Source organism: Pseudomonas sp. CP4, assembly GCF_047758505.1.
GTDB classification, from domain to species: Bacteria; Pseudomonadota; Gammaproteobacteria; order Pseudomonadales; family Pseudomonadaceae; genus Aquipseudomonas; species Aquipseudomonas fluorescens_AO.
The window spans coordinates 3,558,436-3,585,357 of the sequence record NZ_CP180489.1 but is presented as its reverse complement, the minus strand read 5'-3'; the positions used below and the strand labels follow the sequence as shown (position 1 = coordinate 3,585,357).

At 61.4% G+C, this 26,922-nt stretch carries 24 protein-coding genes and 2 pseudogenes; 10 read left to right on the top strand and 16 right to left on the bottom strand.

Annotated elements, in window-relative coordinates; all coding sequences use genetic code 11:
* Positions 1-7: 7 nt before the first annotated feature.
* Together ppk1 and hemB are read right to left on the bottom strand one after the other, a co-directional pair.
* Positions 8-2,233, bottom strand: coding sequence for a polyphosphate kinase 1 (ppk1, locus tag ACMYUN_RS15975; protein ID WP_101161521.1), 2,226 nt, complete (start codon positions 2,231-2,233; stop codon positions 8-10).
* Between the two features lie 18 nt (positions 2,234-2,251).
* A complete protein-coding gene (gene hemB / locus ACMYUN_RS15970) occupies positions 2,252-3,265 on the bottom strand; it encodes a porphobilinogen synthase (protein ID WP_415761107.1) in 1,014 nt (337 codons plus the stop codon).
* Positions 3,266-3,472: 207 nt separating this feature from the next.
* On the opposite strand from hemB, the gene ACMYUN_RS15965 reads away from it, so the two are divergent.
* Both ACMYUN_RS15965 and elbB read left to right on the top strand, forming a co-directional pair.
* A complete protein-coding gene (locus ACMYUN_RS15965; protein WP_039757420.1) occupies positions 3,473-4,132 on the top strand; it encodes a DedA family protein in 660 nt (219 codons plus the stop codon).
* Between the two features lie 166 nt (positions 4,133-4,298).
* Positions 4,299-4,967 (top strand): isoprenoid biosynthesis glyoxalase ElbB, encoded by a 669-nt coding sequence (elbB, locus tag ACMYUN_RS15960; protein ID WP_016772616.1) that lies wholly within the window; start codon positions 4,299-4,301, stop codon positions 4,965-4,967.
* Between the two features lie 128 nt (positions 4,968-5,095).
* On the opposite strand, the gene ACMYUN_RS15955 is transcribed toward elbB, so the two are convergent.
* Together ACMYUN_RS15955 and ACMYUN_RS15950 are read right to left on the bottom strand one after the other, a co-directional pair.
* Positions 5,096-5,551: a YaiI/YqxD family protein gene (locus tag ACMYUN_RS15955; protein ID WP_415761106.1), complete on the bottom strand. Its 456-nt coding sequence runs from the start codon at positions 5,549-5,551 to the stop codon at positions 5,096-5,098.
* A gap of 102 nt (positions 5,552-5,653) precedes the next feature.
* On the bottom strand, positions 5,654-7,552 hold the full coding sequence (locus ACMYUN_RS15950) for an FTR1 family protein (RefSeq protein ID WP_415761104.1): 1,899 nt from the start codon (positions 7,550-7,552) through the stop codon (positions 5,654-5,656).
* Between the two features lie 167 nt (positions 7,553-7,719).
* Between ACMYUN_RS15950 and ACMYUN_RS15945 the strand changes: the two genes are divergently transcribed.
* The 5 genes from ACMYUN_RS15945 (at position 7,720) to ACMYUN_RS15925 (ending at position 12,486) form a co-directional block, all read left to right on the top strand.
* Positions 7,720-9,114: a COG3014 family protein gene (locus ACMYUN_RS15945; RefSeq protein WP_129997902.1), complete on the top strand. Its 1,395-nt coding sequence runs from the start codon at positions 7,720-7,722 to the stop codon at positions 9,112-9,114.
* A 215-nt stretch (positions 9,115-9,329) separates the two neighbouring features.
* A complete protein-coding gene (locus tag ACMYUN_RS15940; RefSeq protein WP_415761103.1) occupies positions 9,330-10,724 on the top strand; it encodes a COG3014 family protein in 1,395 nt (464 codons plus the stop codon).
* A 16-nt stretch (positions 10,725-10,740) separates the two neighbouring features.
* Complete coding sequence (locus ACMYUN_RS15935) at positions 10,741-11,112, top strand: YcfL family protein (RefSeq protein ID WP_016772611.1); 372 nt, start codon at positions 10,741-10,743, stop codon at positions 11,110-11,112.
* 36 nt (positions 11,113-11,148) lie between these two features.
* Positions 11,149-11,736 carry a penicillin-binding protein activator LpoB gene (gene lpoB, locus ACMYUN_RS15930; RefSeq protein WP_016772610.1) on the top strand — a complete coding sequence of 196 codons (588 nt, stop codon included), beginning with the start codon at positions 11,149-11,151 and terminating at the stop codon, positions 11,734-11,736.
* A 3-nt stretch (positions 11,737-11,739) separates the two neighbouring features.
* Complete coding sequence (locus ACMYUN_RS15925) at positions 11,740-12,486, top strand: penicillin-binding protein activator LpoB (RefSeq protein WP_129997904.1); 747 nt, start codon at positions 11,740-11,742, stop codon at positions 12,484-12,486.
* Between the two features lie 219 nt (positions 12,487-12,705).
* Here the strand turns inward: ACMYUN_RS15925 and ACMYUN_RS15920 are convergent, their stop codons facing one another.
* The 3 genes from ACMYUN_RS15920 to ACMYUN_RS15910 form a co-directional block, all read right to left on the bottom strand.
* A complete protein-coding gene (locus ACMYUN_RS15920; RefSeq protein WP_039757414.1) occupies positions 12,706-13,338 on the bottom strand; it encodes a LysE family transporter in 633 nt (210 codons plus the stop codon).
* Positions 13,339-13,530: 192 nt separating this feature from the next.
* Complete coding sequence (locus tag ACMYUN_RS15915; protein ID WP_039757413.1) at positions 13,531-14,112, bottom strand: mechanosensitive ion channel family protein; 582 nt, start codon at positions 14,110-14,112, stop codon at positions 13,531-13,533.
* Positions 14,112-16,022: an ATP-binding cassette domain-containing protein gene (locus tag ACMYUN_RS15910; protein ID WP_415761102.1), complete on the bottom strand. Its 1,911-nt coding sequence runs from the start codon at positions 16,020-16,022 to the stop codon at positions 14,112-14,114. The genes ACMYUN_RS15915 and ACMYUN_RS15910 overlap by 1 nt, the downstream gene beginning before the upstream one ends.
* A 50-nt stretch (positions 16,023-16,072) precedes the next feature.
* Here ACMYUN_RS15910 and ACMYUN_RS15905 point away from each other — a divergent pair, with 50 nt between their 5' ends.
* Positions 16,073-16,534, top strand: a complete 462-nt coding sequence (locus ACMYUN_RS15905) for a TIGR02444 family protein (RefSeq protein ID WP_039757411.1) — start codon at positions 16,073-16,075, stop codon at positions 16,532-16,534.
* Here ACMYUN_RS15905 and ACMYUN_RS15900 read toward each other — a convergent pair.
* Positions 16,531-17,718, bottom strand: coding sequence for an AlgP family protein (locus tag ACMYUN_RS15900; protein ID WP_415761101.1), 1,188 nt, complete (start codon positions 17,716-17,718; stop codon positions 16,531-16,533). The two genes, ACMYUN_RS15905 and ACMYUN_RS15900, sit on opposite strands and share 4 nt — an antisense overlap.
* 192 nt (positions 17,719-17,910) lie before the next feature.
* Here ACMYUN_RS15900 and ACMYUN_RS15895 point away from each other — a divergent pair, with 192 nt between their 5' ends.
* Positions 17,911-18,576, top strand: a complete 666-nt coding sequence (locus ACMYUN_RS15895) for an FKBP-type peptidyl-prolyl cis-trans isomerase (RefSeq protein WP_415761100.1) — start codon at positions 17,911-17,913, stop codon at positions 18,574-18,576.
* Between the two features lie 57 nt (positions 18,577-18,633).
* Here the strand turns inward: ACMYUN_RS15895 and ACMYUN_RS15890 are convergent, their stop codons facing one another.
* The 8 genes and pseudogenes from ACMYUN_RS15890 to ACMYUN_RS15855 all read right to left on the bottom strand — a co-directional run.
* Entirely contained in the window at positions 18,634-19,092 is a 459-nt protein-coding gene (locus ACMYUN_RS15890) for an Rsd/AlgQ family anti-sigma factor (protein WP_016772602.1), read from the bottom strand.
* A gap of 182 nt (positions 19,093-19,274) precedes the next feature.
* Positions 19,275-19,826, bottom strand: a complete 552-nt coding sequence (locus tag ACMYUN_RS15885; RefSeq protein ID WP_039757406.1) for a disulfide bond formation protein B — start codon at positions 19,824-19,826, stop codon at positions 19,275-19,277.
* Positions 19,827-20,042: 216 nt separating this feature from the next.
* On the bottom strand, positions 20,043-21,281 hold the full coding sequence (locus ACMYUN_RS15880) for a heme biosynthesis protein HemY (protein ID WP_415761099.1): 1,239 nt from the start codon (positions 21,279-21,281) through the stop codon (positions 20,043-20,045).
* A complete protein-coding gene (locus tag ACMYUN_RS15875) occupies positions 21,278-22,420 on the bottom strand; it encodes a uroporphyrinogen-III C-methyltransferase (protein ID WP_039757793.1) in 1,143 nt (380 codons plus the stop codon). Before ACMYUN_RS15875 ends, ACMYUN_RS15880 begins: the two co-directional genes overlap by 4 nt.
* Positions 22,421-22,504: 84 nt before the next feature.
* Positions 22,505-23,203 (bottom strand): annotated as a pseudogene (locus ACMYUN_RS15870) (uroporphyrinogen-III synthase); the annotation flags it as partial.
* Positions 23,200-24,141 (bottom strand): hydroxymethylbilane synthase, encoded by a 942-nt coding sequence (gene hemC, locus ACMYUN_RS15865; protein ID WP_415761098.1) that lies wholly within the window; start codon positions 24,139-24,141, stop codon positions 23,200-23,202. The gene hemC and the pseudogene ACMYUN_RS15870, both read right to left, overlap by 4 nt.
* 138 nt (positions 24,142-24,279) lie before the next feature.
* The gene (locus tag ACMYUN_RS15860) at positions 24,280-25,026 is read right to left on the bottom strand and encodes a LytR/AlgR family response regulator transcription factor (protein WP_129997914.1); all 747 of its coding nucleotides are present in this window, start codon (positions 25,024-25,026) and stop codon (positions 24,280-24,282) included.
* Positions 25,023-25,163, bottom strand: a pseudogene (locus ACMYUN_RS15855) (sensor histidine kinase); the annotation flags it as partial. The gene ACMYUN_RS15860 and the pseudogene ACMYUN_RS15855, both read right to left, overlap by 4 nt.
* 332 nt (positions 25,164-25,495) lie before the next feature.
* On the opposite strand from ACMYUN_RS15855, the gene argH reads away from it, so the two are divergent.
* Positions 25,496-26,890 carry an argininosuccinate lyase gene (gene argH / locus ACMYUN_RS15850; RefSeq protein ID WP_415761097.1) on the top strand — a complete coding sequence of 465 codons (1,395 nt, stop codon included), beginning with the start codon at positions 25,496-25,498 and terminating at the stop codon, positions 26,888-26,890.
* Positions 26,891-26,922: the final 32 nt, after the last annotated feature.

The window sequence follows — 26,922 nt, the reverse complement described above, 5'->3', positions numbered from 1 at the left end:
CTGACGGTCAACTGCTCACCGGCAATATCGGGCTGCCCAACCGCTCCAGCAACGTCGCCTGCGCACTGCGCGGGTTCTGGTTGCCAGTGGGCGTGTTGCGGATGTAGCGGCCGTCCGACTGCAAACTCCAGCTGTGGGTGTTGTCGGTCAGGTACAGCTCCAGCTCCTTCTTGACGCGGGTCAGCAGCTTCTTGCCTTCCACCGGGAAGCAGGTCTCGACGCGCTTGTCGAGGTTGCGCTCCATCCAGTCGGCGCTGGAGAGGAACATCTGCTCGTCGCCGCCGTTGAGGAAGTAGAACACCCGCGTGTGCTCGAGGAAGCGGCCAATGATCGAGCGCACATGAATGTTGTGCGAGACCCCGGCGATGCCCGGGCGCAGGCAGCACATGCCGCGCACCACCAGATCGATGCGCACCCCGGACTGACTGGCCTTGTACAGCGCGCGGATGATCTTCGGATCGGTCAGCGAGTTGAACTTGGCGATGATGTGCGCCGGTTTGCCTTCGAGGGCGAACTGGGTTTCGCGGGCAATCATGTCGAGCATGCCCTTCTTCAGGGTGAACGGCGCATGCAGCAGCTTTTTCATGCGCAGCGTCTTGCCCATGCCGATCAACTGGCTGAACAGTTTGCCGACGTCCTCGCACAAGGCGTCATCGGAGGTCAGCAGGCTGTAGTCGGTGTAGAGCTTGGCGTTACCGGCGTGATAGTTGCCGGTGCCGAGATGCGCGTAACGGACGATCTCGCCAGCCTCGCGGCGCAGAATCAGCATCATCTTGGCGTGGGTCTTGAAGCCGACCACACCGTAGATCACCACGGCACCCGCCGCTTGCAGACGGCTGGCCAGTTGCAGGTTGGACTCTTCGTCGAAGCGCGCGCGCAGCTCGATCACCGCCGTGACTTCCTTGCCGTTACGCGCGGCGTCGACCAGCGCATCGACGATCTCGGAGTTGGCGCCGGAGCGGTACAGGGTCTGGCGAACGGCGAGAACGTGCGGGTCTTTCGCCGCCTGACGCAGCAGGTCGACCACCGGGGTGAACGACTCGAACGGGTGCAGCAGGAGGATGTCCTGCTTGCTGACCACGCTGAAGATGTTTTCGCTGTTCTGCAGCAGTTTCGGGATCTGCGGGGTGAACGGCGTGTATTGCAGCTCCGGATGGCTGTCCAGACCGGTGATGCTGAACAGGCGCGTCAGGTTGACCGGGCCGTTGACCTGATACAGCTCGGTCTCGCTCAGGTTGAACTGCTTGAGCAGGTAGTCCGAGAGGTGTTTCGGGCAAGTGTCGGCGACTTCCAGACGCACCGCGTCACCGTAACGCCGCGAGAACAACTCGCCACGCAGGGCGCGGGCGAGGTCTTCGACGTCTTCGGAGTCGAGCGCCAGGTCGGCATTTCGGGTCAGACGGAACTGGTAGCAGCCCTTTACCTTCATGCCCTGAAACAGGTCATCGGCGTGGGCGTGGATCATCGATGACAGGAACACATAGTTGTCGCCGGCGCCGCCGACTTCTTCCGGCACCTTGATGATCCGCGGCAGCAGACGCGGCGCCGGAATGATCGCCAGACCGGAGTCGCGACCGAAGGCGTCGATGCCTTCGAGCTCGACGATGAAGTTCAGGCTCTTGTTCACCAGCAGCGGGAACGGGTGCGTCGGGTCGAGGCCGATCGGGGTGATGATTGGCGCGATCTCGTCGCGGAAATAGCGGCGGACCCAGGTCTTGAGCTTGGTCGTCCAGTTGCGCCGACGGATGAAGCGCACCTGATGCTTTTCCAGCTCCGGCAGGAGGATGTCGTTGAGGATCGCGTACTGGCGGTCAACGTGACCGTGAACCAGCTCGCTGATCCGCGCCAGCGCCTGATGCGGCTGCAAGCCGTCAGCGCCGGCCTGTTCGCGGGCGAAGGTGATCTGCTTTTTCAGCCCGGCGACGCGGATTTCAAAGAATTCATCGAGGTTGCTGGAGAAGATCAGCAGGAACTTCAGCCGCTCCAGCAGCGGGTAGGACTCGTCCAGCGCCTGTTCCAGCACGCGGATGTTGAACTGCAATTGCGAAAGCTCGCGGTGGATGTACAGGCTGCTGTCATCCAGGCCGGGAATGGCGATCGCCGGCACCGCCGCGGCGGTTTCGGCGACCGGCGCGGGTGGCGCAGGCTCCAGTTCCGGCGGAGTTTCGGTGATTTGCTCGACCACCGGCTGAGCTTCTTTTACGGCAACTTCAGTGAGTCCTTCGGTATTCATGGAATGTTCCTGGGAGGGCTATTTCTGCTCTCGTAACAATTGAGCGGCACGAACGGCAAAGTAAGTCAGGATGCCATCTGCACCGGCACGTTTAAAGGCGGTCAGTGACTCGAGGATCACCGCTTCGCTCAACCAGCCATTCTTGATAGCGGCCATGTGCATGGCGTATTCGCCACTGACCTGATAGACGAAGGTCGGCACCTTGAAGGCATCTTTGACCCGAAAAAGAATGTCCAGGTAGGGCATGCCCGGTTTGACCATGACCATGTCCGCGCCTTCGGACAAGTCCGCACCGACTTCGTGCAGCGCTTCGTCGCTGTTGGCCGGGTCCATCTGATAAGAGGCTTTGTTGGCCTTGCCGAGGTTCGACGCCGAACCCACAGCATCGCGGAATGGGCCGTAGTAGGCGCTGGCGTACTTCGCCGAGTAGGCCATGATGCGCACATTGACGTGACCGGCGATTTCCAGCGCTTCACGGATGGCCTGGATGCGACCGTCCATCATGTCCGATGGCGCCACGACCTGCGCGCCGGCTTCGGCGTGGGACAGCGCCTGACGCACCAGCGCATCGACGGTGATGTCGTTCTGCACGTAGCCTTCTTCGTCGAGAATGCCGTCCTGACCGTGGGTGGTGAACGGGTCCAGCGCCACGTCAGTGATCACGCCCAGCTCCGGGAAACGCTCGCGCAGGGCGCGAGTGGCGCGCTGGGCGATGCCTTCGGGATTCCAGGCTTCGGCGGCATCAAGGGATTTCAGCTCAGGCGGGGTGACCGGGAACAGAGCCAGCGCCGGAATGCCCAGCTCGACCCATTTCGCCGCTTCTTCAAGCAGCAGATCAATGCTCAGTCGCTCGACGCCCGGCATCGAGGCCACGGCTTCGCGGCGGTTTTCACCGTCGAGCACGAACACCGGCAGGATCAGGTCATCGACCGTCAATACGTTTTCACGCACCAGGCGCCGCGAAAAATCATCACGACGATTGCGGCGCAGACGAGTGGCTGGGAACAGACGATTGGCGGGGGTAAAGCTCACGGCAGACTCCTGAGCCCGGGCAAACGGGCGAGCGTGACAGTTATAGACGGCCATTATGACCAACAGATGACAGTTGTGTGTGCTCTGTGACAGGTAGCCGCAATCCATTGTCGATGTAGGAAATGTTCACGTCGAGACACATTTGGACACTTTCATGAATGTGCCCGAAGGGTTAGGCTGCGCGTTCATTTCGCCAGCACCCAGACAATGCTCCAACAATTTCTGCACGACTTTGGCTACTTTGCCTTGTTTCTCGGCACGTTCTTCGAAGGCGAAACCATTCTGGTGCTCGCAGGCTTCCTTGCGTTCCGTGGATACATGGACATCAATCTGGTGGTGGTCGTGGCGTTCTTCGGCAGCTACGCCGGCGATCAGCTGTGGTACTTCCTGGGGCGCAAGCACGGGCGCAAATTGCTCGCGCGCAAACCGCGCTGGCAGATGATGGGCGACCGTGCCCTGGAGCACATTCGCAAGCATCCGGACATCTGGGTCCTGAGCTTCCGCTTCGTTTATGGCCTGCGCACGGTGATGCCGGTGGCGATCGGCCTGTCCGGGTATCCGCCGGGACGCTACCTGCTGCTCAACGGCATTGGCGCGGCAATCTGGGCCACCGCACTGGCTGCGGCGGCTTACCACTTCGGCGCAGTGCTGGAAGGCATGCTCGGCAGCATCAAGAAGTACGAGCTGTGGGTGCTCGGCGCCTTGCTGATTCTGGGGCTGGGCCTGTGGCTGCGACGCCGCTTCAAGAATGCGCAACTGGCGAAGAAAATCTATCAGGACGAGCAACTCGCCAAAGCCGCCGAGGCCGAGCAGTTGCGCCAGGTCGAAGCGAGCCCTCCTGCCGAACCGAAAACGCCAGCCGAATAAGCCATTCGCTGGCGGCTTCCACGCGCAGCCCAGGCAAATAATGAACACCCCGCCGCCGTTGCGATCCATTGAGAGAGCGCTCTGTTCCCGCGCGCGTCGCCCATGCCCTATGGCAACGCGTGACGATTTAAGGGACATTGAGCGCCATGAATCTGGAGAGAAGCCCATGAGCAAAAAAGTTGCAGTGATCCTGTCCGGCAGTGGCGTGTACGACGGCGCCGAAATCCAGGAAAGTGTCATCACCCTGCTGCGCCTCGACCAGCGCGGCGCACAGGTGCAGTGCTTCGCGCCGAACATCGCGCAATTGCATGTGATCAACCACCTGACCGGCGAAGAAATGCCGGAATCGCGCAACGTGCTGGTGGAGTCGGCGCGCATTGCCCGGGGCAACGTCAAGGATATCCGCGATGCCGACGTCGAGGACTTCGACGCACTGATCGTGCCCGGCGGATTTGGCGCAGCGAAGAACCTGTCGAACTTCGCCATCGAAGGCGCCGGCTGCACCGTGCAACCTGAAGTGCTGGCCCTGGCCGAAGCATTTGCCGAAGCGGGCAAGCCGGTCGGGCTGATCTGCATCTCCCCGGCGCTGGCGGCGAAAATCTATGGCCCGGGCGTGACCTGCACCATTGGCAACGACGCCGACACCGCGGCGGCCATGAACAAAATGGGCGCCACCCACGAAGAGTGCGCCGTGACCGAAATCGTCGAAGACAAGGCGCGCAAACTGGTCACCACCCCGGCGTACATGCTGGCGCAGACCATCAGTGAAGCGGCTTCGGGGATCAACAAACTGGTCGACCGCGTGCTCGAACTGACCCACGAAAACGACGCTTGATCCCTCGCCGTAGATAAAACCAAATGTGGGAGCGAGCTTGCTCGCGAATGCGTCGTATCAGCCAACATCTGGTTGTATGACGCACAGCTTTCGCGAGCAAGCTCGCTCCCACAGGGATTGTGCAAGACTCAGTCCTTGCGGGTGAGCCGGGTCAGAATCCGGTCCAAAGCATTGGCAAACGCCTGCTTTTCACGCTCACCAAACGGCGCCGGCCCGCCGCTCATCTGGCCCTGCTCCCTCAGATCGGTGAACAGGTTACGCACTGCCAGACGCTCGCCCATGTTCTGCGCATCGAACTCCTTGCCGCGCGGATCCACCGCCGCCACGCCCTTCTTCACCAGCCGATCGGCCAGCGGGATATCGCTGCAGATCACCAGCTCACCCGGCACGGCGTGCTCGACCAGATAATCATCCGCCGCATCCGGCCCGCTCGGCACCACGATCAGTTTGACGATGGCCAGCCCCGGCTTGGTCTGCGGCTGCCCGGCCACCAGCACCACTTCGAACTGGCGCTTTAACGCGAACTTCACCACCAGATCCTTCGCCGCCCGTGGACAGGCGTCGGCATCGATCCATACACGCATGTTCTTGCCTCCAAAAAATTCGCGAGCAGGCTCGCTCCCACAGGATACATACCGAACCTGTGGGAGCGAGCCTGCTCGCGAATATAAGCGCAGCGAATGCCTTTATGCAGCCGAAACCCGGCGCTTCTCCGCCACCCAACTACGCCCGTACAACACAACAATCGCCACAATCGCCACCGCCTGCGCAATCAGCGAATAGGCATCGGCATGGATCCCCAGCCAGTCGAATTCAAAGAACGCCACCGGCCGTGTGCCGAAGATCCCGGCCTCCTGCAAGGCTTTCACGCCATGCCCGGCAAACACCACCGACAACGCGCACAACAGCGCGGCGTTGATGCTGAAGAACAGCGTCAGCGGCAGTTTCGCCGAGCCGCGCAGAATCACCCAGGCCAGGCCGACCAGCAGCACCAACGCCGTCGCACCGCCGGCCAGCACGGCGTTGTGCCCGGCGGGCCCGGCCTGCAGCCAGAGGGTTTCGTAGAACAGGATCACTTCGAACAACTCGCGATAGACCGAGAAGAACGCGAGGATCGCAAAGCCGAAACGTCCACCGCCGCCGACCAGGCTGCTCTTGATGTAATCCTGCCAGGCCGCCGCGTGACGGCGGTCATGCATCCACACGCCGAGCCACAACACCATGACGCTGGCAAACAGCGCGGTGGCGCCTTCCAGCAACTCACGCTGCGAACCGCTGACGTCGATCACATACGCCGCCAGCGCCCAGGTGCCCAAGCCCGCCAGCAACGCGAGGCCCCAGCCAACGTTGACACTGCGCACCGCTGACTGCTGACCGGTGTTGCGCAGGAAGGCGAGGATCGCCGCCAGCACCAGAATCGCTTCCAGACCTTCGCGCAGCAGAATCAGCAGACCGGAGATGTAGCTCAGCGACCAGCTCAGACCATCGCTGCCCAGCAGGCCGGCGGATTCCTTGAGTTTGGCCTTGGCCGCACCCAGTCGCTGCTCGGCCTGCTCGACCGGAAGACCGTCCTGCAGAGACTGCCGATACGCCATCAGCGATTTTTCGGTGTCCTTGCGCACATTGGCATCGACGTTGTCCAGCGAGCTTTCGACCAGTTCGAAGCCTTCCAGATACGCCGCCACCGAGAGGTCATAGGCCTGATCATGTTCACCGGCGCGGTAGGCCGCGAGGCTCTTGTCCAGCGTGGCGGCAGTGTAATCGAGCAACTGCGCCGGACCGCGTTTGACCTGCGGTGGTTGTGCGCGCTGAGCCCGGAACGTCGCCGCAACCTCTGCGCCTTCCGCCGCCTGCACTTCGGCCGGGGTCTGGCGGGCCAGATCGGCGATGTTGTAGACCTTGTCGGACTTGGCGGCCGCCGCATCGGCACTGAAGCCGGCGATGTAGGTGGCCAGATCCCAGCGCTGGCGATCATCGAGCTGATCGGCAAACGCCGGCATGTCGGTGCCTTCGACGCCCTGGCCGAGGGTGCTGTAGATCGCGTACAGGCTCAGGTGATCCATGCGCGCAGCGTCGCGCAGGTTGGCTGGCGCAGGGGTCAGACCTACGCCGGCCGGGCCGTCGCCGGCACCGGAATCGCCGTGGCACACCGAGCAATTCTGCGCATACAACGGCGCACCGCGTGTCGGGTCCGGGGTGATGATCGGCGCCTGACTGACTTCATAAGCCACCGCCAGTTTCGCCCCCAACTGTCGGGCCTGACGGGCGACATCAGCACCGTCCTGCTTCGCACTGATGGCGGCGTGCAAAGATTCGACGCCCTGTTCCAGCGCGGCTTTTTCCGGTTTGGCCGGTAATGCAGTGATCAAGCCTTGCAGAACCTGGGTGAATTCCAGCTGCTCGCGGTATTCGCCATCGTCGATGACTTTGCCTGCCGCGACCGTCGGCGGGTAATCGGCACTGATGTAATCGAGCAGGTGCAACGCTTGCGGCGCGCCTTCCACGGTATCGGCCAGCAGCGGCAGGCTGCTCAGGGACAATAACGGGAACAGCAGCCAGGCCAGCAATCGGGACGAGGCAATCATGAACGAATCTCAAATGGAAATGCGAAGTTACATATTGTTCACTTCGTAGACGTTTCTCTCAAGCTTTGTCGATGTTGGCAGGGAATGATTCATATCGTTGAAGCCATGTGCCACCATCGACTCCAATAACGTAAATGTTCCCGCTTTGTTCAAGGAAGACCCTTTCAATGCGCCCTTGCCTGCTGCTTCCCCTGCTGCTGACCGCCATGACACAACTGGCGGGTTGTGCGGCTTATCGCAATTACGACCTAGAGCTGGAACAGACCACCGAGCAATTGAAACAAGGCAACGTCGCCGGCTCGCTGGCCTTGATCGAGGCCCATAACCCGGACGAGCAGAAGGATCTGCTCTATTACTTCGAGAAAGGCGCGGTGTTGAGCGCGGGCGGTGAACTGCCCCAGAGTCAGGCGGCATGGCGCAGTGCCGAGCAAATGGTGATCGAGCGCCAGGACACCCTTGAAACCACCGGCGACAAACTCTTGGCCGCCATGGGTAATCACTGGGGCAGCATCATCAATGACAAGCTGCGGCGCTACGATGGTTATGACTATGAAAAAGTCATGCTGACCACGCAGATGGCCCTCAACCAGCTGGCCGTGAATGATTTCGATGGTGCTCGCGCCGACATCAAGAAAACCCATGAGCGCGAAGCGCTGATCGCCCGGCAGCGCGAGCTCGAATATGAGCGCGTCGAAGAGGTGGCGAAAAAGCAGGGCGTGCGTGTGCACTACAAGGATCTGCAGGGCTATCCGGTAGTCATGCTGGACGCGCCGGCGGTGATCGCCTTGAAGAACGGTTACCAAAGCGCGTTCAGTCACTACCTTGCGGGCTTTACCTATGAAGCGCTAGGGGAAAAGAATCTCGCCGCGCCCGGCTATCGCCAGGCCATCGAATTGCGCCCGGACTTGCCGTTCTTTCAGCAGGCATTGCGTGACCTCGACAGTCCCGGCCTCAAGGGTGACGAAAGCGATGTGCTGATCATCGTGCAAAGCGGCCTCGCTCCCGCACGCAGTTCGCTGCGTGTGCCGTACCCGGTGAAGCTGGCAGACGGGCAGGTCATTGTCGCCAACATCTCGTTCCCGGTGATGGTGCCCGACACTTCGACGCCGGCCTTCAATCAGATCGGCATCGATGGCCGGCAGAAGAAACTCATCGCGGTCAACAGCATCACCGACATGTCCTTGCGCACGCTGCGCGATGACATGCCCGGCATTATCCAGCGCACCACTTACCGGGCCTTTCTGGCAGCCGACGTGCAAGCCACCGACAACCGACGCGACCCGAGCAAAGCATCGTACGTGACCCATTGGGATGGTTTCGAACAGGCCGATACGCGTACCTGGCGCACCCTGCCCAACCTGACTCAGGTATTGCGCGTGCGCCTGAGGAAAGGCGAACACGCGATCACTCTGCCCCACATCAACAACGCCGCACCGCTGAAGATCCGGATTGATCAGAACCGCCAGGTCATCGCCCTGCGCGCCCTCGGCGATCGGGTTTTCGCCAATGGCAGCGCGTTCGGGCCCGGCAAAACAGCGGCCGAACGCGTCGTGAACAACTAAACCAAGTGATGGCACGAACGCCCTCCACGCCACCAAAAAGACATTACATAGCCATCATTACACGCTTATAATGCCGCGCCCTCGCCCAGCGAGCCGGCATCAAAAGCTCCTCACCCATGAGGAATTGGCAGGAGGCCAGCGCCGCCGTCGATAGGTCACACCAGCCCGACCAGCACACGCGGCTGCAAGTCTTGTTACTCAGGGAAGAAGTACCCATGGCATTCCGCGCTCCCATGCTGCTCGCGCTCAGCGCCGTCACGCTGTTGTCCGGCTGCGCAGCGTTTCGCAACTACGATTCCGAACTGGCCCAGACCAATCAGCAACTGGCTTCCGGCAACGTCGATGCGGCGCTGACCCTGCTGGAAAAGAACAACACCGGCGCCGACAAAGACCTGCTCTATTACTTCGAGAAAGGTGAACTGCTGCGCGCCAAGGGCGACCTGTCGGGCAGCCAGAACGCCTGGGGCAGTGCCGATCAGGTGGTCGGTCAGTGGGAAGACGCGGTCAAGCTCGACTCGGCCAAGTACCTGGCACAGTTCGGCAGCTTCATCGTCAACGACAAGGTGCGTCGCTACGAAGGCTATGACTACGAAAAAGTCATGCTGACCACGCAGATGGCCCTGAACCTGTTGGCGGTCAACGATTTCGATGGCGCCCGCACGGCGATCAAAAAGACCCACGAACGCGAAGCGGTGATCGCCGACCTGCGTGACAAGGAATACCTCAAGAGCGAAGAAGAGGCAGAGAAAGAAGGCATCAAGACCCAGTACAAGGATTTGCAGGGTTATCCGGTGGCCAGCCTCGACGCGCCGGAAGTGGTCGGCCTGAAGAACAGCTACCAGAGTGCGTTCAGCCATTACCTGGCCGGTTTCGTTTACGAAGCTTTGGGCGAGAAGGATCTGGCCGCGCCGGGTTATCGCAAGGCTGCCGAACTGCGCCCGAACACGCCGCTGCTCGAGCAGGCGCTGGTCAATCTGGACAAGCCGTCGAAGTCCGACGACAGCGACATTCTGATCGTGGTGCAGAGCGGTCTGGCCCCGGCCCGCGACTCGATTCGTGTGCCGCTGCCATTACCGATCTCCAATAACGTCGTGATCACTCCGCTGTCGTTCCCGATCATCAAGCCTGACACCTCCACCGCGCCGTTTGCGCAGATCGGCGTCGACGGCAAGCAAGTCGACCTGACCGCGCTGAACAGCACCACCGCCATGTCGCGCCGCGCCCTGCGCGATGACATGCCGGGGATCATCGTGCGCACCACCGTGCGCGCGATCACCAAAGGCGTGGCGCAAAAGAAGATCAACGAAACCAATCCGCTGGCCGGTCTCGCTGTGGGTATTTCTTCAGCAGTGCTCGAAGGTGCCGATACCCGTACATGGCGCACCCTGCCGGACAACACCCAAGTGGTGCGCCTGCGCCTGAAAAAAGGCGAGCATCAGGTTACCCTGCCGAGCGCCGTCGGCGGCTCGGTGGTCAAGGTCACCGTCGATCAACGTTACCAAGTGATCAGCCTGCGTGCCGTGGGCAACCAGGTATTCGCCGGTGGCATCGCCGCTCACGTAATGCCGAGCGCTGCCGCGACCAACGTCGCCAGCCTCAAACAACCTTAAGAACGGAGTCTTTGCAATGCGCTTGAAGATCATCGCCGTCGCCGCCCTCGCCTTGCTGGCAGGCTGCGCCACCCCGCCACCGCCAGAGCCGGGCAGCGCCGCGAGCAAAGTCGTGGCCATGGGCCCGCAGAAACACATCGTCGTCGGCGCCATGCGCGTGGCCCGGGAAAACGGCTTCATGACCGTCAACGTGCAGTTGAGCAACACCCTCAACAGCAACAAGATTTTCTACTACCGCTTCGCCTGGCTTGGCGCCGAAGGTTTCCCGGTTGCCGAAGAAGAAGTGTGGAAAAGCCAAATGATGTACGGCGCTCAGACCAGCTTCATTCAGGCCATCGCGCCGACCCCGAAAGCCGTGGATTTCCGTCTGGAAATCAAGACGCCTTAAGCCCGCCACCTTATTTCTGATTGAGAGAGCTTTCTCATGTTTGCACGCTTTTCCTGCATCGCCGTCATCGCCCTGCTCGCCTCCGGTTGCGCCAACACCTCGCCGACCCTGGGCAGCAAGAACATCAGCTACGGCGACACCAAAGCGGTTGAAACCGTGACCAACGAATTCGGTTCGACCGACCTGCAAATGATCGCCGAGTCGATGACCCGCTCGCTGGCCCAGTCCGGCATTCTGCAGGGTCGTCCGGTGGTTCAGGTCTACGACGTGAAGAACAAGACCAGCGAGTACATCGACACTCGCGAAATCACCACCAGCATCAAGACTCAGTTGATGAAGACCGGTGTTGCGCGCTTCGCCAGTGACAACAACGCCATGCAGAGCCAGGTTGACCAGCTCAAGCTGCAAAACCAGAGCGGTCTGTACAAGAAAAGCACCGTGGCCAAGACCGGCAACATGGTTGCCGCCAAGTACCGCATCGAAGGCTCGATCAGCTCGATCGTCAAGCGCAGCAGCGACTACAAGGACGTCTTCTACAAATTCAGCCTGCAACTGATCGACGTTGAAAGCGGTCTGGCCGAGTGGATGGACGAAAAAGAGATCCGCAAAACCACGGAGCGTTAATCGATGCGCACATGGATTGGCATGATGGCCCTGGCTTGCGCGTTCAGCGCGCAGGCGGCCCCGAAAGTCGCGGTGACGGATCTGGCGTATCAGGAACGCGTGGAGCAATACATCCACATCGTTTCGGCGCAGAGCAACCACCGCGAGAGTTACTACAGCGCCAGCGGTTCTTCGAGCTACAACGAGATCGAAGCAACCACCAGCTACATCGAACAGGGCGAGTTGCGCAAATTCACCGGCGACATCAAGGGTGAAATCCTGCGCACCGGTATGTTCCAGCTGGTGCAGGGCACGCCTTATACCGCCTCATCCAAAGGCGATGTGTATGACGTGATCAAGCGCATCAAGGCCGGCAACTTCAAAGGCGCCGACTATGTGCTGTTCGGCACTGTGTCCGACATCGACTTCACCCAGGACATCAACGAGCTGGCGCACACCGACAGCTATTCGGCGGTGCTGGGCCTGACGCTGGTGGCGGATTTCAGCCTGATCAATACCAAGACCTACGAGATCACCTCGGCCTTCACGGCGATGGGCGAAGCGCAGGACACCAAACTGGTGAACCACCGCGACATCAAGATCTCGCTGAACCGTCCGCGGGTGGTGCGTGACGTGTCCAAGGCGTTGGGCGAAGACGTGGCCGGGCAACTGAGCATGCAGCTCGGTGGCGGTGACGGTTATGAACAACCGCGTGAGGCGCCGCAGCGCAACAATCTGCCGCGTGACACGGCGCCGGTGATTTTACGCTGAGCCGGATCTGAGGACTTTTGTGGCGAAGGGCTCTGTTGCGAGGGGATTTATCCCCGTTGGGTCGCGAAGCGGCCCTCGCTATTGATTCAAGACGATTGGGACTGCTGCGCAGTCCAACGGGGATAAATCCCCTCGCCACAAAAGCTCGCTTGCCCCGATGTCTCGGTAGAAATGAAAAAGGCGACCTCTTGAGGTCGCCTTTTTTTCTGCCCGAACGGTTTACGCCGCCGCTTTGCGCAACGTCGCCATGAATGCCGCCGCGCCGATGAACAGCCCGGCAAAGGTGCGGTTCATGCGTTTCTGCTGCTTGGGTGTGCGCAACAGGCGCAGCACCTTCGACGCGAGCCCGGTGTAGCCGGCCATGACAATCAGGTCGACAAAGACCATGGTCACGCCGATCACCAGATACTGAATCAGCAGCGGCGCATGGGGATTGATGAACTGCGGCAGCACCGCGAGCATGAATATCAATGCCTTGGGATTGCTGATATTCACCAGAAAGCCGCGAAACACCAGGGCCAGCGGCTTGCCGATCGGCCGAACCGCAGCGTCATCGCTCATGTCCATGGGCAGCGCGCGCCATTGCTTGATCGCCAGATAAACCAGATAGGCAACGCCGAACCATTTGATCGCATGGAACGCCGTGGCCGAAGCAGTGAGCACGGCGCCAACACCCGCGCCGACAATCGCAATCTGCACCGCCAGACCGATCTGCAGGCCCAGCGCGTTCCAATAGCCGCGCCAGAACCCGTATTGCAGACCGCTGGACATCGACGCAATGGCGCCCGCGCCCGGGGACAAACTGATCACCCAGCAGGCGGCAAAGAATGCCAGCCATGTTTGAAGCTCCATCGCATACCTCGGCTGATGCTTGTGACAAATGCCTAAGCTAATGCGGCTTCGTGTGGATGACTACCAGTTTTTTGCTAAATATTGCGGGAAGCTGAGGGCCCCTTCGCGAGCAGGCTCGCTCCCACAGGGGGAACGCATTCCAATGTGGGAGCGAGCCTGCTCGCGAAGGCGTCGGAACAGACGACGTAGAAATTACTTCTCAAACCCGCTCGACGGCAACACATCGGTCCCGCGCCAACGCCGCACCGAACGCTGGAAGAACAGGCTGTTCGGCACCTGCACCATGGCGCTGCCGGTGCCGAGCTCTTCGGCCTCGACCAGCGTGGTATAGAGCAGATTGATCGCGATCACCCGGCCTTTGACGCCAGGCTTGTCGGTGGTGTCCACCAGCTCGACCACGTCGCCGAGGCGGAACGGCCCGACGGTGAAAATGAGAATTGCGCAGAGCAGGTTCGACAGCACACTCCACATGGCGAAGAACGCCACCGCCGCCACCGCGACAAATCCCGACAGCGCCGTCCACAGCACCGTGGCCGAAACGCCGAGGCGCTCGAGCACGAAGAGCAGCGCGCTGCCCATGATCAGCCAGCGCAACACGCCGCGCAGCGGCATCAGCAACTGCGGTGGAAACGGATAGCGCTCACCCAGGCGAGTCAGGCCTTTGGCAACGAAACGCTGGGTGAGGTAACCGGCCAGCAGAATCAGCAGAATCTGCGCGGTGAACCAGATGGGCTCGACCCACACCGCCGCAAAGGGCAGCTTGAAGGCTTCCATCAGGACAACGCCTCCAGCTCCGCCTGCATGCTTTCCAGGGTTTCCAGGGCTTCCATCCAGGCCTCTTCCAGCTCGGCTTCACGCACCTTCAATTTCGCCTGTGCGGCGAGCAGATCACGCAATTCATTCTTGCGCGCCGGCTCGTAGATATCGCTGTCACCGAGACTGGCATCGACCCTGGCCAGTTTCTCGTGCAGCTTGCCCAGCTCGGCTTCAAGCTTGTCGGCCTCGCGCTTGTGCGGCGCCAGTTGCTGACGCAACGCTGCCGCCGCTTGGCGCTGCGCTTTCTTGTCGGTCTTGTCCGGATTGACCGGTGTGTTGCTGACGGGCGCATTGCGCTGACGGTATTCCACCAGCCAACGCGCGTAGTCTTCGAGATCACCGTCGAACTCTTCGACCTTGCCGTCGGCAACCAGATAGAAGTTGTCGGTGGTGCTCTTGAGCAAGTGCCGATCGTGAGACACCACCAGCACCGCACCACTGAATTCCTGCAGGGCCATGGTCAGCGCCAGACGCATTTCCAGGTCGAGGTGGTTGGTCGGTTCGTCGAGCAGCAGCAGGTTCGGCCGTTCCCAGGCGATCAAAGCGAGGGCCAGACGGGCCTTCTCGCCACCGGAGAAATTCAGCACTGGCTCATCGATGCGTGCGCCACGGAAGTCGAAACCGCCGAGGAAGTCACGCAGGGTCTGCTCACGCTCGCTCGGTGCCAGGCGCTGCAAGTGCAGCAACGGGCTGGCCTTGGAGTCCAGCGAGTCGAGCTGATGCTGGGCGAAGTAGCCGACCACGGTGTTTTCGCCACGGGTCAGGCGCCCGGCCAGCGGTTCGAGCTCGCCGGCGAGGTTCTTGATCAGCGTCGATTTACCCGCACCGTTCGGCCCAAGCAGACCGATCCGTGCACCGGGGGTCAGTTGCAGCTTGACCTTCTCGAGGATGGTCTTGTCGCCATAACCCAGGCGCGCATCGGACAGGTCGATCAGTGGGCTGGAGATCTTGGTCGACTCGCGGAAGACGAAATCGAACGGCGAATCGACGTGGGCCGCCGACAATTCTTCCATGCGCTCCAGTGCCTTGATCCGGCTCTGCGCCTGACGGGCCTTGGTCGCTTGGGCCTTGAAGCGGGCGATGTAGCTTTCCATGTGCGCACGCTGCGCCTGCTGCTTCTCGTAGGCCTGTTGCTGCTGGGCCAGACGCTCGGCACGAGCGCGTTCGAACGCGGTGTAGCCGCCGCGATAGAGCGTCAGTTTGCGCTGATCGACATGGGCGACGTGATCGACCACTTCGTCGAGGAAATCACGGTCGTGGGAAATCAGCAGCAAAGTGCCCGGATAGCTCTTCAGCCACTCTTCGAGCCAGATGATCGCGTCGAGGTCCAAGTGGTTGGTCGGTTCGTCGAGCAACAGCAGATCAGACGGGCACATCAGCGCCTGCGCCAGATTCAGACGCATCCGCCAGCCACCGGAGAAATCGCCTACCTGACGATCCATCTGCTCATTGGTGAAACCCAGGCCGGCGAGCAGCTTGCGCGCCCGCGCATCGGCGGTGTAACCGTCGGCGCTGTCGAGTTCGGCGTGCAGCCGCGCCAGCGCGGTGCCGTCGTGGGCCTCCTCGGCGGCGGCAAGCTCGCGTTGCACCTCACGCAGACGCAGGTCGCCATCGAGCACATAATCGACCGCCAGGCGTTCGAGGGTGTCGACCTCTTGGCGCATATGCGCAATGCGCCAGTCGGCGGGCAGCAGGCAGTCGCCCGAATCCGGGTGCAACTCGCCGCGCAGCAAGGCGAACAGACTGGATTTGCCGGCACCGTTGGCGCCGATGAGGCCGGCTTTGTGGCCGGCGTGCAGGGTCAGCTCGGCGTCTTCTAGCAGACGTTGCGGGCCACGCTGTAAAGTCAGGTTCTGAAGTCGGATCATAATGGCGGCGGAGTCTACCAGCTTCGCTCACAACTGGCGCGAGTAGCACGATGTCCTCTGACCTGTGGAGCTTTGCCCTTGATGTCTACGCCCGGCCGGGTGTGGAAGATGCCTGCCTGCAATTGCAAACGGCGGGCGCCAATGTCTGCCTGTTGCTGTGCGGTTTGTGGCTTGAGCAGCGCGCAGTGACCTGCGATGAGTCGCGCGTTCGTTTGCTCAAGGCCTTGACCGCGCCGTGGGATATCGAGGTGGTGCAACCGCTGCGAACCTTGCGCATGCAATGGAAAGCGCGGGCCGTCGATGATGCGGTGGTGGCGGGCATGCGCGAGCAGATCAAGTCACTTGAGCTTGAAGCTGAGCGAACCTTGCTGTCACGGCTGGAAGGTGTGGCGCAGGAGTGGGCGCGCAACGATGCAGGTTCGGTGACCTGGCTGGAAGATCTGGCCGGCACTGCCGCCAGCCTGAACCGCGACGCGCTGCAAGTGCTGCGCGTCGCGGCAACCGGCACTTAGGAAGCGCTGGTCGGGGTGCTGCTGACGTTCGACGAAGCGGCTGGTGCTGGCGCAGTCGAAGGGGTCGATTGAGCAGCGGACGACGGTGTCGAGGTAGCTGGAGCAGCCGGGGTAGGCGCAGGCTTGGCGGCTGGAGCAGCAGCCGGTTTGGTCGCGGTTGGCTTGGCAGCAGCAGGCTTTTTCACCGCTGGTTTTGCGGCTGGCTTGGCGGCCGGTTTTGCAGCAGCGGTCGCAGGCTTGGCAGCAGCGGGTTTCGCAGCAGGCTTGGTGGCCGGTTTCGCAGCAGTTTTTGTCGCAGGTTTTGCTGGCGATGTGGCGGCTGGTTTGGCAGCCGGTTTTACCGCCACTTTCGTAGCAGGTTTGGCGGCGGCCGGCTTGGCCGCAGTCTTGGCAGCAGGCTTCGCAGCGGCGGTCTTGGCAGCAGGTTTCGCTGCAGGTTTTGCCGCTGCTTTGGCAGCAGGTTTGGCGGCTGCGGTTTTCGCCGGTGCAGCTTTGCTCGCGGCCGGTTTTGCAGCGGCTTTGGCAGGGGTGGCTTTCACTGCTGGCTTGGCTGCAGCAGGTTTGGCTGCGGTGGTTTTAGCCGCCGGTTTTGCCGCGCTCGCCGCTGGCTTCTTCGCTGCAGTTTTCGCCGCTGGTTTGGCAGCCGCTTTCACTGGCGCCTTGGCCGCTGGTTTGGCGGCGGTTTTCGCAACAGCAGGCTTGGCCGCTGCGGTCTTCGCCGGGGCTTTGCTTGCAACAGGTTTGGCGGCGGCTTTCTTCGCTGGTGCTGCTGCCGGTTTGACCGAACGCGACGACAGAACTTTGCCCACTGCTTCTTGAACGCGGCCAACACCCTGGGCCAGCTTCAGGCTTTCCTGAGCATCGCGCTTGAGTTGCAGAATGTAGCTGCGGGTCTCGGACTGACGATCTTTCAACGCGTCGAGCAGGTCTTCGAGTTCTTTCACCGAAGCCTTGGCTTTGTTCTGTGCCTTGGCTTTGCCGGCGCTGGCGGCGTCCTGCAGTTTGGTGCGCGATTTGTGCAGTTTTTCCTGCGCTTTGCCACGCTGTTTTTCCAGCTTGGCGAGCAGTTTTTCAGCATCAGCCAAGGCTTGCGAGCAAGCGTTTTCCAAATGCTCGAGCAGGCTGCCCGACAACTGTTGGAGTAAGTGCAACGGAGTATTTACAGGCTTCTTGGTGGCCGACATGGTTTACCTCCTGGCTGACGTGAGTGCGGCTCATACTAGACCTCTGCTGATACCGCCGCTAGGGCATGTTGACAGTATCTCTGCCGTTGCGTTGCACCGAAGCCCAAATGTTCTGCGTGCGGAAAAAAGCAGTTCACCGATGCAGGCGTCGGCACTGGCATAATCCCCCGCATCTCAGGTCGGAGAGTGCCCATGTCGCGCTACTTTATGTTGTCCCTCTGCATGGTTTTTTCGGCGGCGTATGCCGATGAAAAAACTACGGCAAACGATGCTCATGACCTGGCTTACAGCCTCGGTGCCAGCCTCGGCGAACGGCTGCGTCAGGAGGTGCCGCAATTGCAGATCCAGGCACTGATCGAAGGTCTGCAACAGGCGTATCAGGGCAAGCCGCTGGCGCTGAGTGAAGCGCGTATCGAACAGATTCTGGCCGACCACGAATCGCGCAATGCCGAGCAGGCATCACGGCAGTCGAGCGATGCCGCGATGGAAAACGAGCAACGCTTTCTCAGTGCGGAAAAAGCCAAACCGGGGGTGAAGGAACTGGCCAATGGCATCCTCCTGACTGAACTGGTTCCGGGCACTGGCGCCAAGGCTGGTCCGGACGGCAAAGTGCAGGTGTTGTATGTCGGCAAGCTGCCGGACGGCACCGTGTTCGATCAGAACACCCAGCCGCAATGGTTCAACCTCGACAGCGTGATCACCGGTTGGCGCACCGCTTTGCAGAACATGCCGGTGGGGGCGAAATGGCGATTGGTGATTCCGTCGGATCAGGCTTATGGCGCCGACGGTGCCGGCGACCTGATTGCGCCATTCACACCACTGGTATTTGAAGTGGAATTGCGTGGCGCGACGAGCTGATCAGGCATAAAAAAACGGTGCGCTTTCGGGCGCACCGTTCTTTGCATCAAGGTCGGATCAGGCCTGAACCGGATCTTCTGCCTTGTGTGCCGTGTGCAGCACTTCGATCAGGCAGTCTTCAAGTTCGAAGCGCTCATGCAGCAACCCGCCCAATTCCTTGAATTTCTCCGCAACGCATTTGCCTTCATCGCACAGATCATTGAACGCGAGCAGCTTCTCGGTAATGACGTCAATGCGTGGGTAAATGGTCTCGGCGAGTTCCAGACCGCGCTTGTCGTTGAACGCCTTGGCTTCGCCAGTCAACTGTTCATAGATTTCGAAGTGCCCCGCCGATACGTAATCGACCAGCACGCCGCAGAATTCCTGCAAAGGCTTGCGGCTCTCGGACAGCGACTCAGGCTGCGCACCGAGCTTGTCGTAGGCGCCGATCAGCTCTTCACGCTCCTGCAACCAGCGGTCGATCAGCAGATGAACCCCACCCCAACGTTCCTGAGCATTCTGACAACTTTCGAGCATGGCGATCTCTCTTCCCTTGTGGGTCATGCTGCTCTACACCCGCGCCCCTGTTCTGATTTGACAGGGTGGACGATCGGGCAGAGCGTCATCGAGCAACATAATTCCAATGACACGTGCCGGCCAGATTATGCCCGCACGCCTATGGCTTCAAGGTACGCAGGAGATAAAGTTCATACAAGTGTTTAATCCTTGACCAGCGTGTAGTGCGACGCTTCGTCGCTGACCGGTCGTTGCAGAGCGCTCCAGATCAGTCGCAGCAACTGATAAACCGCAAGAATCGACACGCCGACAAAAAACAGCAGGCTCCATTCCGGAATGCTCAGGTCGAACAGCGTCCAGGAGATTTCCGCACAGTCGGCACCGCCCTTGAACATCCGCTGCAAGGCACAGATCCACGGCAGACCGCTGAACAGTGACTCCACGGTGGGCGAGCATTTGACCAGTTGCAGCATGGAGTCACTCTGGATCAACACCTGCCGCCACGCAGCGGTGGTTCCACCCAGACTGGCGCCCAGCGCAAACAGCCAGTACCACCATAAGCCAACACGCCGGGGGCCATGCACCGCTGCAACGCCGCAGCCAATGCACAGCAGGGTGAGGAACAACCGCTGCACCAGGCACAGACTGCAAGGCGTCAGACCGACTGCGTATTCGAGGTAATAGGAAGCTCCCAGAGCAAAGGCCCCCGCAATGAAAGCCATGAAGAACAAGGAGCGTGAGCAGGCCAACGACATGGCTTTTCCGTAACAGTAGAGACAGACGGTTACGGTAGAGGAAAGCGTGTCAGCCTTTCAAGGCGAGGGCCTGCCGACAGTTCACCACAGGTGTAGGGAAAACCCGACAGGCTCAAGAGGAAATGATGAAGCGAACTGTAGGAAATTGCCTCCAGCGCGCAAAGAAGCGGAATTTTCAGCATGAAAAGTTCGCGAGGGAGCAACCTCCCTCGCCTTTCACACCTTCGCCGCAACCGGCAAAGGCGCCGCCAGCAGACGTTCATCGAGCAGTCCCAGACCTTCCTGGAACAACTGGTTGCTGCGCTCGGTATCGCCAAGCTGTGCAAGCAGACGGGCCAATTCCGCACAGGTCTCCGGATTGCGCTGCACACGCAGACTGCTTTCCAGATAGTCACGCGCCTTGCCCCACAGACTGGTTTGCAGACACAAACGCCCGAGGGTCAGCAACAGGCTCGGATCGGCCGGGTGCTCTTTGAGCCAGCCTTCGGCAGTCTGCAGCTGACGCGCAGGATCGCTGCCACGAACCAGACCATAGAGCCGCGCCAGATGACTGTCGTACTTGCGCTTGAGCGCTGTGCGCAGCACTTCTTCGGCTTCGACCTGAGCGCCCAACTGGCGCAATTGCTCGGCATAGGCCAGCACCAACGGCGGCTCCTGACGCTGCGCCGAAGTCAGCTGCTCCCAGGCTCGCTTGAGTGACTGCAAACCCACCGTACCGTCTTCTTCGCGATGGGCTGCCAGGGACAGGTTTTCACCCCAGGCGCGACGCTCGAGTTCGGCCAGTTCGGCTGGCGGCAGCACTTTGTCTTTGCGCAACTCCGGCAGCAAACGAATCACCGCCGACCATTCGCCACGTTGCTGATGCAGACGCTGCAATTGACGCAGTGTCTGTGCGCTGCGCGGATGCCGCTCGTGCATCGCCTGCAAGGTCACCAGCGCACCGTCGGTGTCGCCGCGATCGGTCTGCAGTTGCGCGTGACTCAGGGCGATCGCCAATTCGGCTTGCGGTTGACGTTCCAGCGCGCGTTCGAGCAAACGATCGCTTTCTTCGTACTGACCTAGCTCGTTCGCCGCACGGGCGGCGCCGAGGTAGTAAAGCAGTGGCTGGCGCTCGGCTTCCGCTGCCCGGGTCAGATGCCGCTGCGCACTGGCCCACCGACCTTCAGCCAGATCCAGTTGGCCGTGTTCGATCGCCACTTGCACCCGGCGACTGCGATTGCGCCGCGACCACGGATTGACCACGCCGGTGGAGGTCATCACCAGCTCGGCCAGCACCTTGATGCCCCAGAACAGCAGCCACAGCACCGCGATCACTGCCAGTGTCGCCCACAGACTTGCCTCGTAGCGGAAGCTCTTGTACGCCACCAGCACGTAACCGGAATGCTCGGCGATCGCCAGGCCCAGCGCTGCCGTCGCGGCGATGACCAGAAACACGATTACATAAAGGCGCTTCATGGGGTCGCCTCCTGCGCCTGGTTGCCGGCAGGCTTGGCGAACGGTTTCACCGATTCCTCGGCATTGACGTTACGTCGCTCCAGATACCCTTGCACGGCGCTCAAGGTGCCGGCCAGATCCGGCGTCTGGACGGTGACCGGTTCCTTGCTCAGCTCGGCGACCTGCTCCAGCATGACTTTGCTTTGCGGGTTGTCCGGGTTGAAATTGCCCTTGAGCACGTCGCGCGCCTCGGCCAGCGCCTGGGTATAGACCGCCGCCTGACCATTGAGCGCCGCCCACTGCGCTTGCTCCAGCGCCAGGCTCAGGGCCAGGCGCACCTGACTCAGACTCTGCCCGGCCAGCAGCGGCTTGACGTTCTTGTCAGCGTTGAAATCGATGCGGATATAGCGCGATACCTTGTCCCACCACTGCGCCCAGCGGCTGGCGCCGTCGCCGTCGGCAGTCAGGCCCAGCAGCGACTCGCCGCGATCCTTGTACTCCGGCGCCAGCTCGGTGAGGTCGATGACCTGATCGCGCAAAGCGCCGAGGCGCAGGAACAGCCCGGTGCGATCCGGCTGTTCGGTGCTGCGCAAGGCAACCAGGGTTTTCGCCACTTGCTCGCGCGCGGCGAAGGAACCCGGATCGTTCTGTTCACGGAGGATTTCGTCGGCGCCCTGCACCAGTGCCTGGGCGCTGCTGATGTCCTGCAACGCCGACAGGCGCAGGCTGGCCAGACGCAGCAAGTGCTCGGCCTCGGCCAGACGCCAGTCCTTGCGGCTGGCGCCGAGGACGGTTTCCAGACGCTGATTGAGGCGCTGCTGATCGCCCTGCAATTGCGTGACCAGACGCTGGCGTTCGGCGAGTTCGTCAGCACCGGGCAACTGCGCCAGACGCTCGGTCAGACGCTGTTCGTTGAGCTTCAGACTCTGCGCCTGATCGTTCAACGCCTGCACCTGACTCGACTGTTGCTGCGTGTTGCTCTGCAGGTGGCGCACCTGCCAGACACCCCAGCCACCGATGGCGACACCGGCGGCACCGAGCAGCAAGGCGACAATCGCCAGTCCATTGCCTCGGCGCGGCTCTTTGGCCGGTGGTGGAGTTTCAACCTGGGCATCAAGCGCAGGCTGGACGTCATCTTTTGGCAAGGCTGTTTCGCTCACGTATCCATCCTTTGCATTAGAAAACGGCACGGGACATTCCCGTAACGCCGTCAGCAAAGCCGCGGCACTCGCGCCGCGGCAATCCACAACTGTTTGAGCCCCGGCGGCACGTGCCAGCTCGGCGACTCTCGGGCTTGGTACAAACAACGGCAACTGCGCAATCTTCGGCCAGGCATCGCCGGCCATTTGCCGCAGGTGCTCGAAACCCTGTCCACTGCTGACCACCAGCCCGTTCAAGCGTTCCGCTTCGATCCGCCGCGGCAGCTCGTTTGGCGGGTAGGCCGGCAGGTCGCGGCGATACAACTCCAGATACTCGACACTAGCACCTAGCGCGCGCAGGCGCTCGGCGAGCAGTTCACGACCGCTCTCACCGCGCAGGATCATCACCTGCGCACCGGGCTCGCTAACCGCCTCGCGCAGACGTGGCAATTGCAGCAAGGCTTCACTGTCATCGCCGTCAGCCGGGAAGCTCACATCGAGACCATGATCGCGAAGAATCTCTGCGGTCGCCGCGCCGACGCTGAACCACGGCATGCTCAATGGCGCCGTGCCTGCGGACTTGAGCAGATCCACCGCGATCCGCGCCGCCGGCTTGCTGACCACGATCACTGCGCTGCAAGCGGGCAATCGCGACATCGCCTGACGAATACTGTCAGAGAGCGGCAGCGGAACAATGTCCAAAAGCGGCAGGCAACTGCTGAAAATCCCGTGCCCGGCCAACTGTTCGGCCAGCGCCGCGCAGTCATCCGCAGGGCGCGTCAGCAGCAGGCGCCAGGCCGTCACTCGTGACCCGCCTCGCCGTACACCGCTATGAGAATGTCGTCGGCGCCTTGCTTGAGCAGGTCTTCAGCGACCTGTACGCCCAAGGCTTCAGCGTCAGCACGCGGCGCCCGGGCTTCGGCGCTGAGCAACTTGCCGCCGCTTGGCTCACCGACCAGTCCGCGCAACCACAACTGCTCGCCTTCGAGCACGGCGTAGCAGGCGATCGGCACCTGGCAACCGCCGTTCAAATGTTTGTTGAGGGCGCGTTCCGCGTTCACCCGCGAAGCGGTATCGGCGTGGTGCAAAGGCGCGAGCAAGGCGTGAATTTCGTGGTCGGCGCTGCGGCATTCGATGCCGACCGCGCCCTGGCCACCGGCCGGCAGACTGTCATCGACACTGATTGCCGAAGTGATGCGATCTTCGAAGCCGAGGCGGATCAGACCGGCAGCGGCGAGGATGATCGCGTCGTATTCGCCGGCGTCGAGCTTGGCCAGACGGGTATTGACGTTGCCGCGGAGAAAGCGGATCTGCAGGTCCGGGCGACGCGCCAGCAGCTGTGTCTGCCGACGCAGGCTCGAGGTGCCGACGATGGCTCCGCTCGGTAAAGCTTCAAGGCTTGCGTAGGTATTGGAGACGAAAGCATCGCGCGGATCTTCGCGCTCGCAGATACAGAACAGGCCCAACCCTTGCGGGAAATCCATCGGCACGTCTTTCATCGAATGCACGGCGATGTCGGCCTGGTTTTCCAGCAGCGCGGTTTCCAGCTCCTTGACGAACAGGCCCTTGCCGCCGATCTTCGACAGTGGTGAGTCGAGCAGCTTGTCGCCGCGACTGACCATGGGCACCAGCGTCACCAGCAGGCCCGGGTGGGCCGCCTCGAGACGGGCTTTGACGTATTCGGCCTGCCAGAGGGCCAGCGCACTTTTACGGGTGGCGATGCGGATTTCGCGAGGGGACATGGAACAATCCGTACTGAATAGATACGGCGGATAATAACAGCTCAGTCAATTCCACTTTGACCTGAATCAGAAAACGGCGTGGCCTCCCTGGCCTGCCATGCCGGGTGAAAGAATCTGGAACGCCCGGTAAAGACCGGGTCAAAGTCCCTGCATCATCTTGCGGACACCGGCCACATGCCGACGACTGACAATCAGTGCATCGCCATTGAGGCCTTTGAGGAACAACTGGAAATGTCCCAGTGGTGTGCGTTGCAATCGCTCGATGCGGTCGCGAGCGACCAGCGCGTTGCGGTGGATACGCACAAAGCGTTCGCCGAATTCGTCTTCGAGGGCTTTGAGAGGTTCGTCGAGCAGCACTTCGCCGGCTTCGTGACGCAGGGTCACGTATTTGTGGTCGGCGATGAAGTAGACCACCTGATCCAGCGGAATCAGCTCGATGCCTTTGCGGGTGCGCGCGCTGATGTGGCTGCGTGGACCGTTGCCACTTTCGGCAGCGGGACGGGTCAGGGCTGCAAGTTGCGCCCGATTGGGACGTTCAGCCCGCTTCAGGGCCTCATTCAAGTGTTCGGTTCGCACAGGTTTCACCACATAGCCCACGGCGCTGGCCTGCAGGGCTTCCACGGCAAATTCATCGGGACTGGTGCAAAACACCACGGCCGGCGGCGTCTCGCGTTCGCACAGTCGGGCAGCAACCTGCAGGCCATCGAGGCCCGGCATGCGGATATCGAGCAACACGATATCCGGTTTGTGGCTGTCGATCAGCGCTAACGCCTCCTCGCCATTCGTGGCACTGGGCTCCAGGACTGTGTAACCCTCGAGCTCGCTCACCATACGGCTTAGGCGCTCGCGAGCCAGGGGTTCGTCATCAACGATCAGGACATTCATATTGCGCTGGATTCCTGCGTGAGTCTCGCACAAGGATAGCGTAGACAGGTGTAGTGACCTCCGTCACCGCGATCCACGCTAAGACTAGCCCGAGCGCCAAAAAGTGCCGTACGTCGGCCAGCAATATTTGCCAGCGTCCGCCTGGTACTGCTCGGAGCCCAGTGTTTCCTGCGTTTCTCTCGGTGGTTGACTCAAGGACAACTCACCCGCCCCCTCTTCTTATAGCCAGTGGCCAGACCTTTGCATGATCCGCATTCGCACCGACCCTTATGTCCACTGTAGACGTTCGTCGGAACGATATTGCTCAATCAAAAAATATCCTTTTGTAAATTCCCTGCAGACCGCGCCGGATATGCCTGACACATCCGCGAAAAAACCTGTCGACCGGGGTCAGCGACAGGATTGGCAACCCTGTTATTATCCGCGCCAGCGTTTCACGCCATTTCTTCAAGCCGATACGAGCGAATTCATGAGCACTGACAAGACCAATCAGTCCTGGGGCGGCCGCTTCAGTGAACCCGTCGACGCCTTCGTCGCCCGCTTCACCGCCTCCGTCACTTTCGACCAGCGCCTGTATCGCCACGACATCATGGGCTCGATCGCCCACGCCACCATGCTGGCCAAGGTCGGCGTGCTGACCGATGCCGAGCGCGACAGCATCATCGATGGCCTGAAGACCATTCAGGGCGAAATCGAGGCCGGCCAGTTCGACTGGCGCGTCGACCTCGAAGACGTGCACATGAACATCGAAGCGCGCCTGACCGACCGCATCGGCGTCACCGGTAAAAAGCTGCACACCGGGCGCAGCCGCAACGACCAGGTCGCCACTGATATCCGCCTGTGGCTGCGCGATGAACTCGACCTGATCCTCGCCGAGATCACCCGCTTGCAAAAAGGCCTGCTGGAGCAAGCCGAACGTGAGGCTGCGAGCATCATGCCGGGCTTCACCCACTTGCAGACCGCGCAGCCAGTGACTTTCGGGCATCACATGCTGGCCTGGTTCGAAATGCTCAGCCGCGACTACGAGCGCCTGGTCGACTGCCGCAAGCGCACCAACCGCATGCCATTGGGCAGCGCCGCGCTGGCCGGCACCACTTACCCGATCGACCGCGAATACACCGCGCAACTGCTGGGCTTCGACGCCGTCGGCGGCAACTCGCTGGACAACGTTTCCGATCGCGACTTCGCCATTGAATTCTGCTCGGCCGCGAGCATCGCGATGATGCACCTGTCGCGTTTCTCCGAAGAGCTGGTGCTGTGGACCAGCGCGCAGTTCCAGTTCATCGATCTGCCGGACCGTTTCTGCACCGGCAGCTCGATCATGCCGCAAAAGAAAAACCCCGACGTGCCCGAGCTGGTACGCGGCAAGACCGGCCGTGTGTTCGGCGCGCTGATGGGCCTGCTGACCCTGATGAAGGGCCAGCCACTGGCCTACAACAAGGACAATCAGGAAGACAAGGAACCGCTGTTCGACGCCGCCGACACCCTGCGCGATTCGCTGCGCGCGTTTGCCGACATGATCCCGGCGATCAAGCCGAAACACGCGATCATGCGGGAAGCGGCACTGCGCGGTTTCTCCACCGCCACCGACCTGGCGGATTATCTGGTGCGCCGTGGCCTGCCGTTCCGTGATTGCCATGAAATCGTTGGCCACGCGGTGAAGTATGGCGTCGACACCGGCAAGGATCTGGCCGAGATGAGCCTGGAAGAACTGCGTCAGTTCAGTGATCAGATCGAGCAGGACGTGTTTGCCGTGCTGACCCTGGAAGGCTCGGTGAATGCCCGCGACCATATCGGCGGGACTGCACCGGCGCAGGTCAAGGCTGCGGTGGCGCGCGGTCAGGCCCTGATCGCCAGCCGCTAAAAGCCAAGAGCTTCGCGAGCAGGCTCGCTCCC

Coding starts and splice junctions, on each gene's coding strand:
- ACMYUN_RS15880 (WP_415761099.1), bottom strand. CDS start 21,281: ATGAAGCGCCTTTATGTAATCGTGTTTCTGGTCATCGCCGCGACGGCA.
- ACMYUN_RS15905 (WP_039757411.1), top strand. CDS start 16,073: ATGTCCTCTGACCTGTGGAGCTTTGCCCTTGATGTCTACGCCCGGCCG.
- elbB (WP_016772616.1), top strand. CDS start 4,299: ATGAGCAAAAAAGTTGCAGTGATCCTGTCCGGCAGTGGCGTGTACGAC.
- ppk1 (WP_101161521.1), bottom strand. CDS start 2,233: ATGAATACCGAAGGACTCACTGAAGTTGCCGTAAAAGAAGCTCAGCCG.
- ACMYUN_RS15935 (WP_016772611.1), top strand. CDS start 10,741: ATGCGCTTGAAGATCATCGCCGTCGCCGCCCTCGCCTTGCTGGCAGGC.
- ACMYUN_RS15940 (WP_415761103.1), top strand. CDS start 9,330: ATGGCATTCCGCGCTCCCATGCTGCTCGCGCTCAGCGCCGTCACGCTG.
- ACMYUN_RS15965 (WP_039757420.1), top strand. CDS start 3,473: ATGCTCCAACAATTTCTGCACGACTTTGGCTACTTTGCCTTGTTTCTC.
- ACMYUN_RS15925 (WP_129997904.1), top strand. CDS start 11,740: ATGCGCACATGGATTGGCATGATGGCCCTGGCTTGCGCGTTCAGCGCG.
- ACMYUN_RS15915 (WP_039757413.1), bottom strand. CDS start 14,112: ATGGAAGCCTTCAAGCTGCCCTTTGCGGCGGTGTGGGTCGAGCCCATC.
- ACMYUN_RS15895 (WP_415761100.1), top strand. CDS start 17,911: ATGTCGCGCTACTTTATGTTGTCCCTCTGCATGGTTTTTTCGGCGGCG.
- ACMYUN_RS15920 (WP_039757414.1), bottom strand. CDS start 13,338: ATGGAGCTTCAAACATGGCTGGCATTCTTTGCCGCCTGCTGGGTGATC.
- ACMYUN_RS15945 (WP_129997902.1), top strand. CDS start 7,720: ATGCGCCCTTGCCTGCTGCTTCCCCTGCTGCTGACCGCCATGACACAA.
- ACMYUN_RS15860 (WP_129997914.1), bottom strand. CDS start 25,026: ATGAATGTCCTGATCGTTGATGACGAACCCCTGGCTCGCGAGCGCCTA.
- ACMYUN_RS15885 (WP_039757406.1), bottom strand. CDS start 19,826: ATGTCGTTGGCCTGCTCACGCTCCTTGTTCTTCATGGCTTTCATTGCG.
- ACMYUN_RS15890 (WP_016772602.1), bottom strand. CDS start 19,092: ATGCTCGAAAGTTGTCAGAATGCTCAGGAACGTTGGGGTGGGGTTCAT.
- ACMYUN_RS15955 (WP_415761106.1), bottom strand. CDS start 5,551: ATGCGTGTATGGATCGATGCCGACGCCTGTCCACGGGCGGCGAAGGAT.
- argH (WP_415761097.1), top strand. CDS start 25,496: ATGAGCACTGACAAGACCAATCAGTCCTGGGGCGGCCGCTTCAGTGAA.
- ACMYUN_RS15900 (WP_415761101.1), bottom strand. CDS start 17,718: ATGTCGGCCACCAAGAAGCCTGTAAATACTCCGTTGCACTTACTCCAA.
- ACMYUN_RS15950 (WP_415761104.1), bottom strand. CDS start 7,552: ATGATTGCCTCGTCCCGATTGCTGGCCTGGCTGCTGTTCCCGTTATTG.
- lpoB (WP_016772610.1), top strand. CDS start 11,149: ATGTTTGCACGCTTTTCCTGCATCGCCGTCATCGCCCTGCTCGCCTCC.
- ACMYUN_RS15910 (WP_415761102.1), bottom strand. CDS start 16,022: ATGATCCGACTTCAGAACCTGACTTTACAGCGTGGCCCGCAACGTCTG.
- hemC (WP_415761098.1), bottom strand. CDS start 24,141: ATGTCCCCTCGCGAAATCCGCATCGCCACCCGTAAAAGTGCGCTGGCC.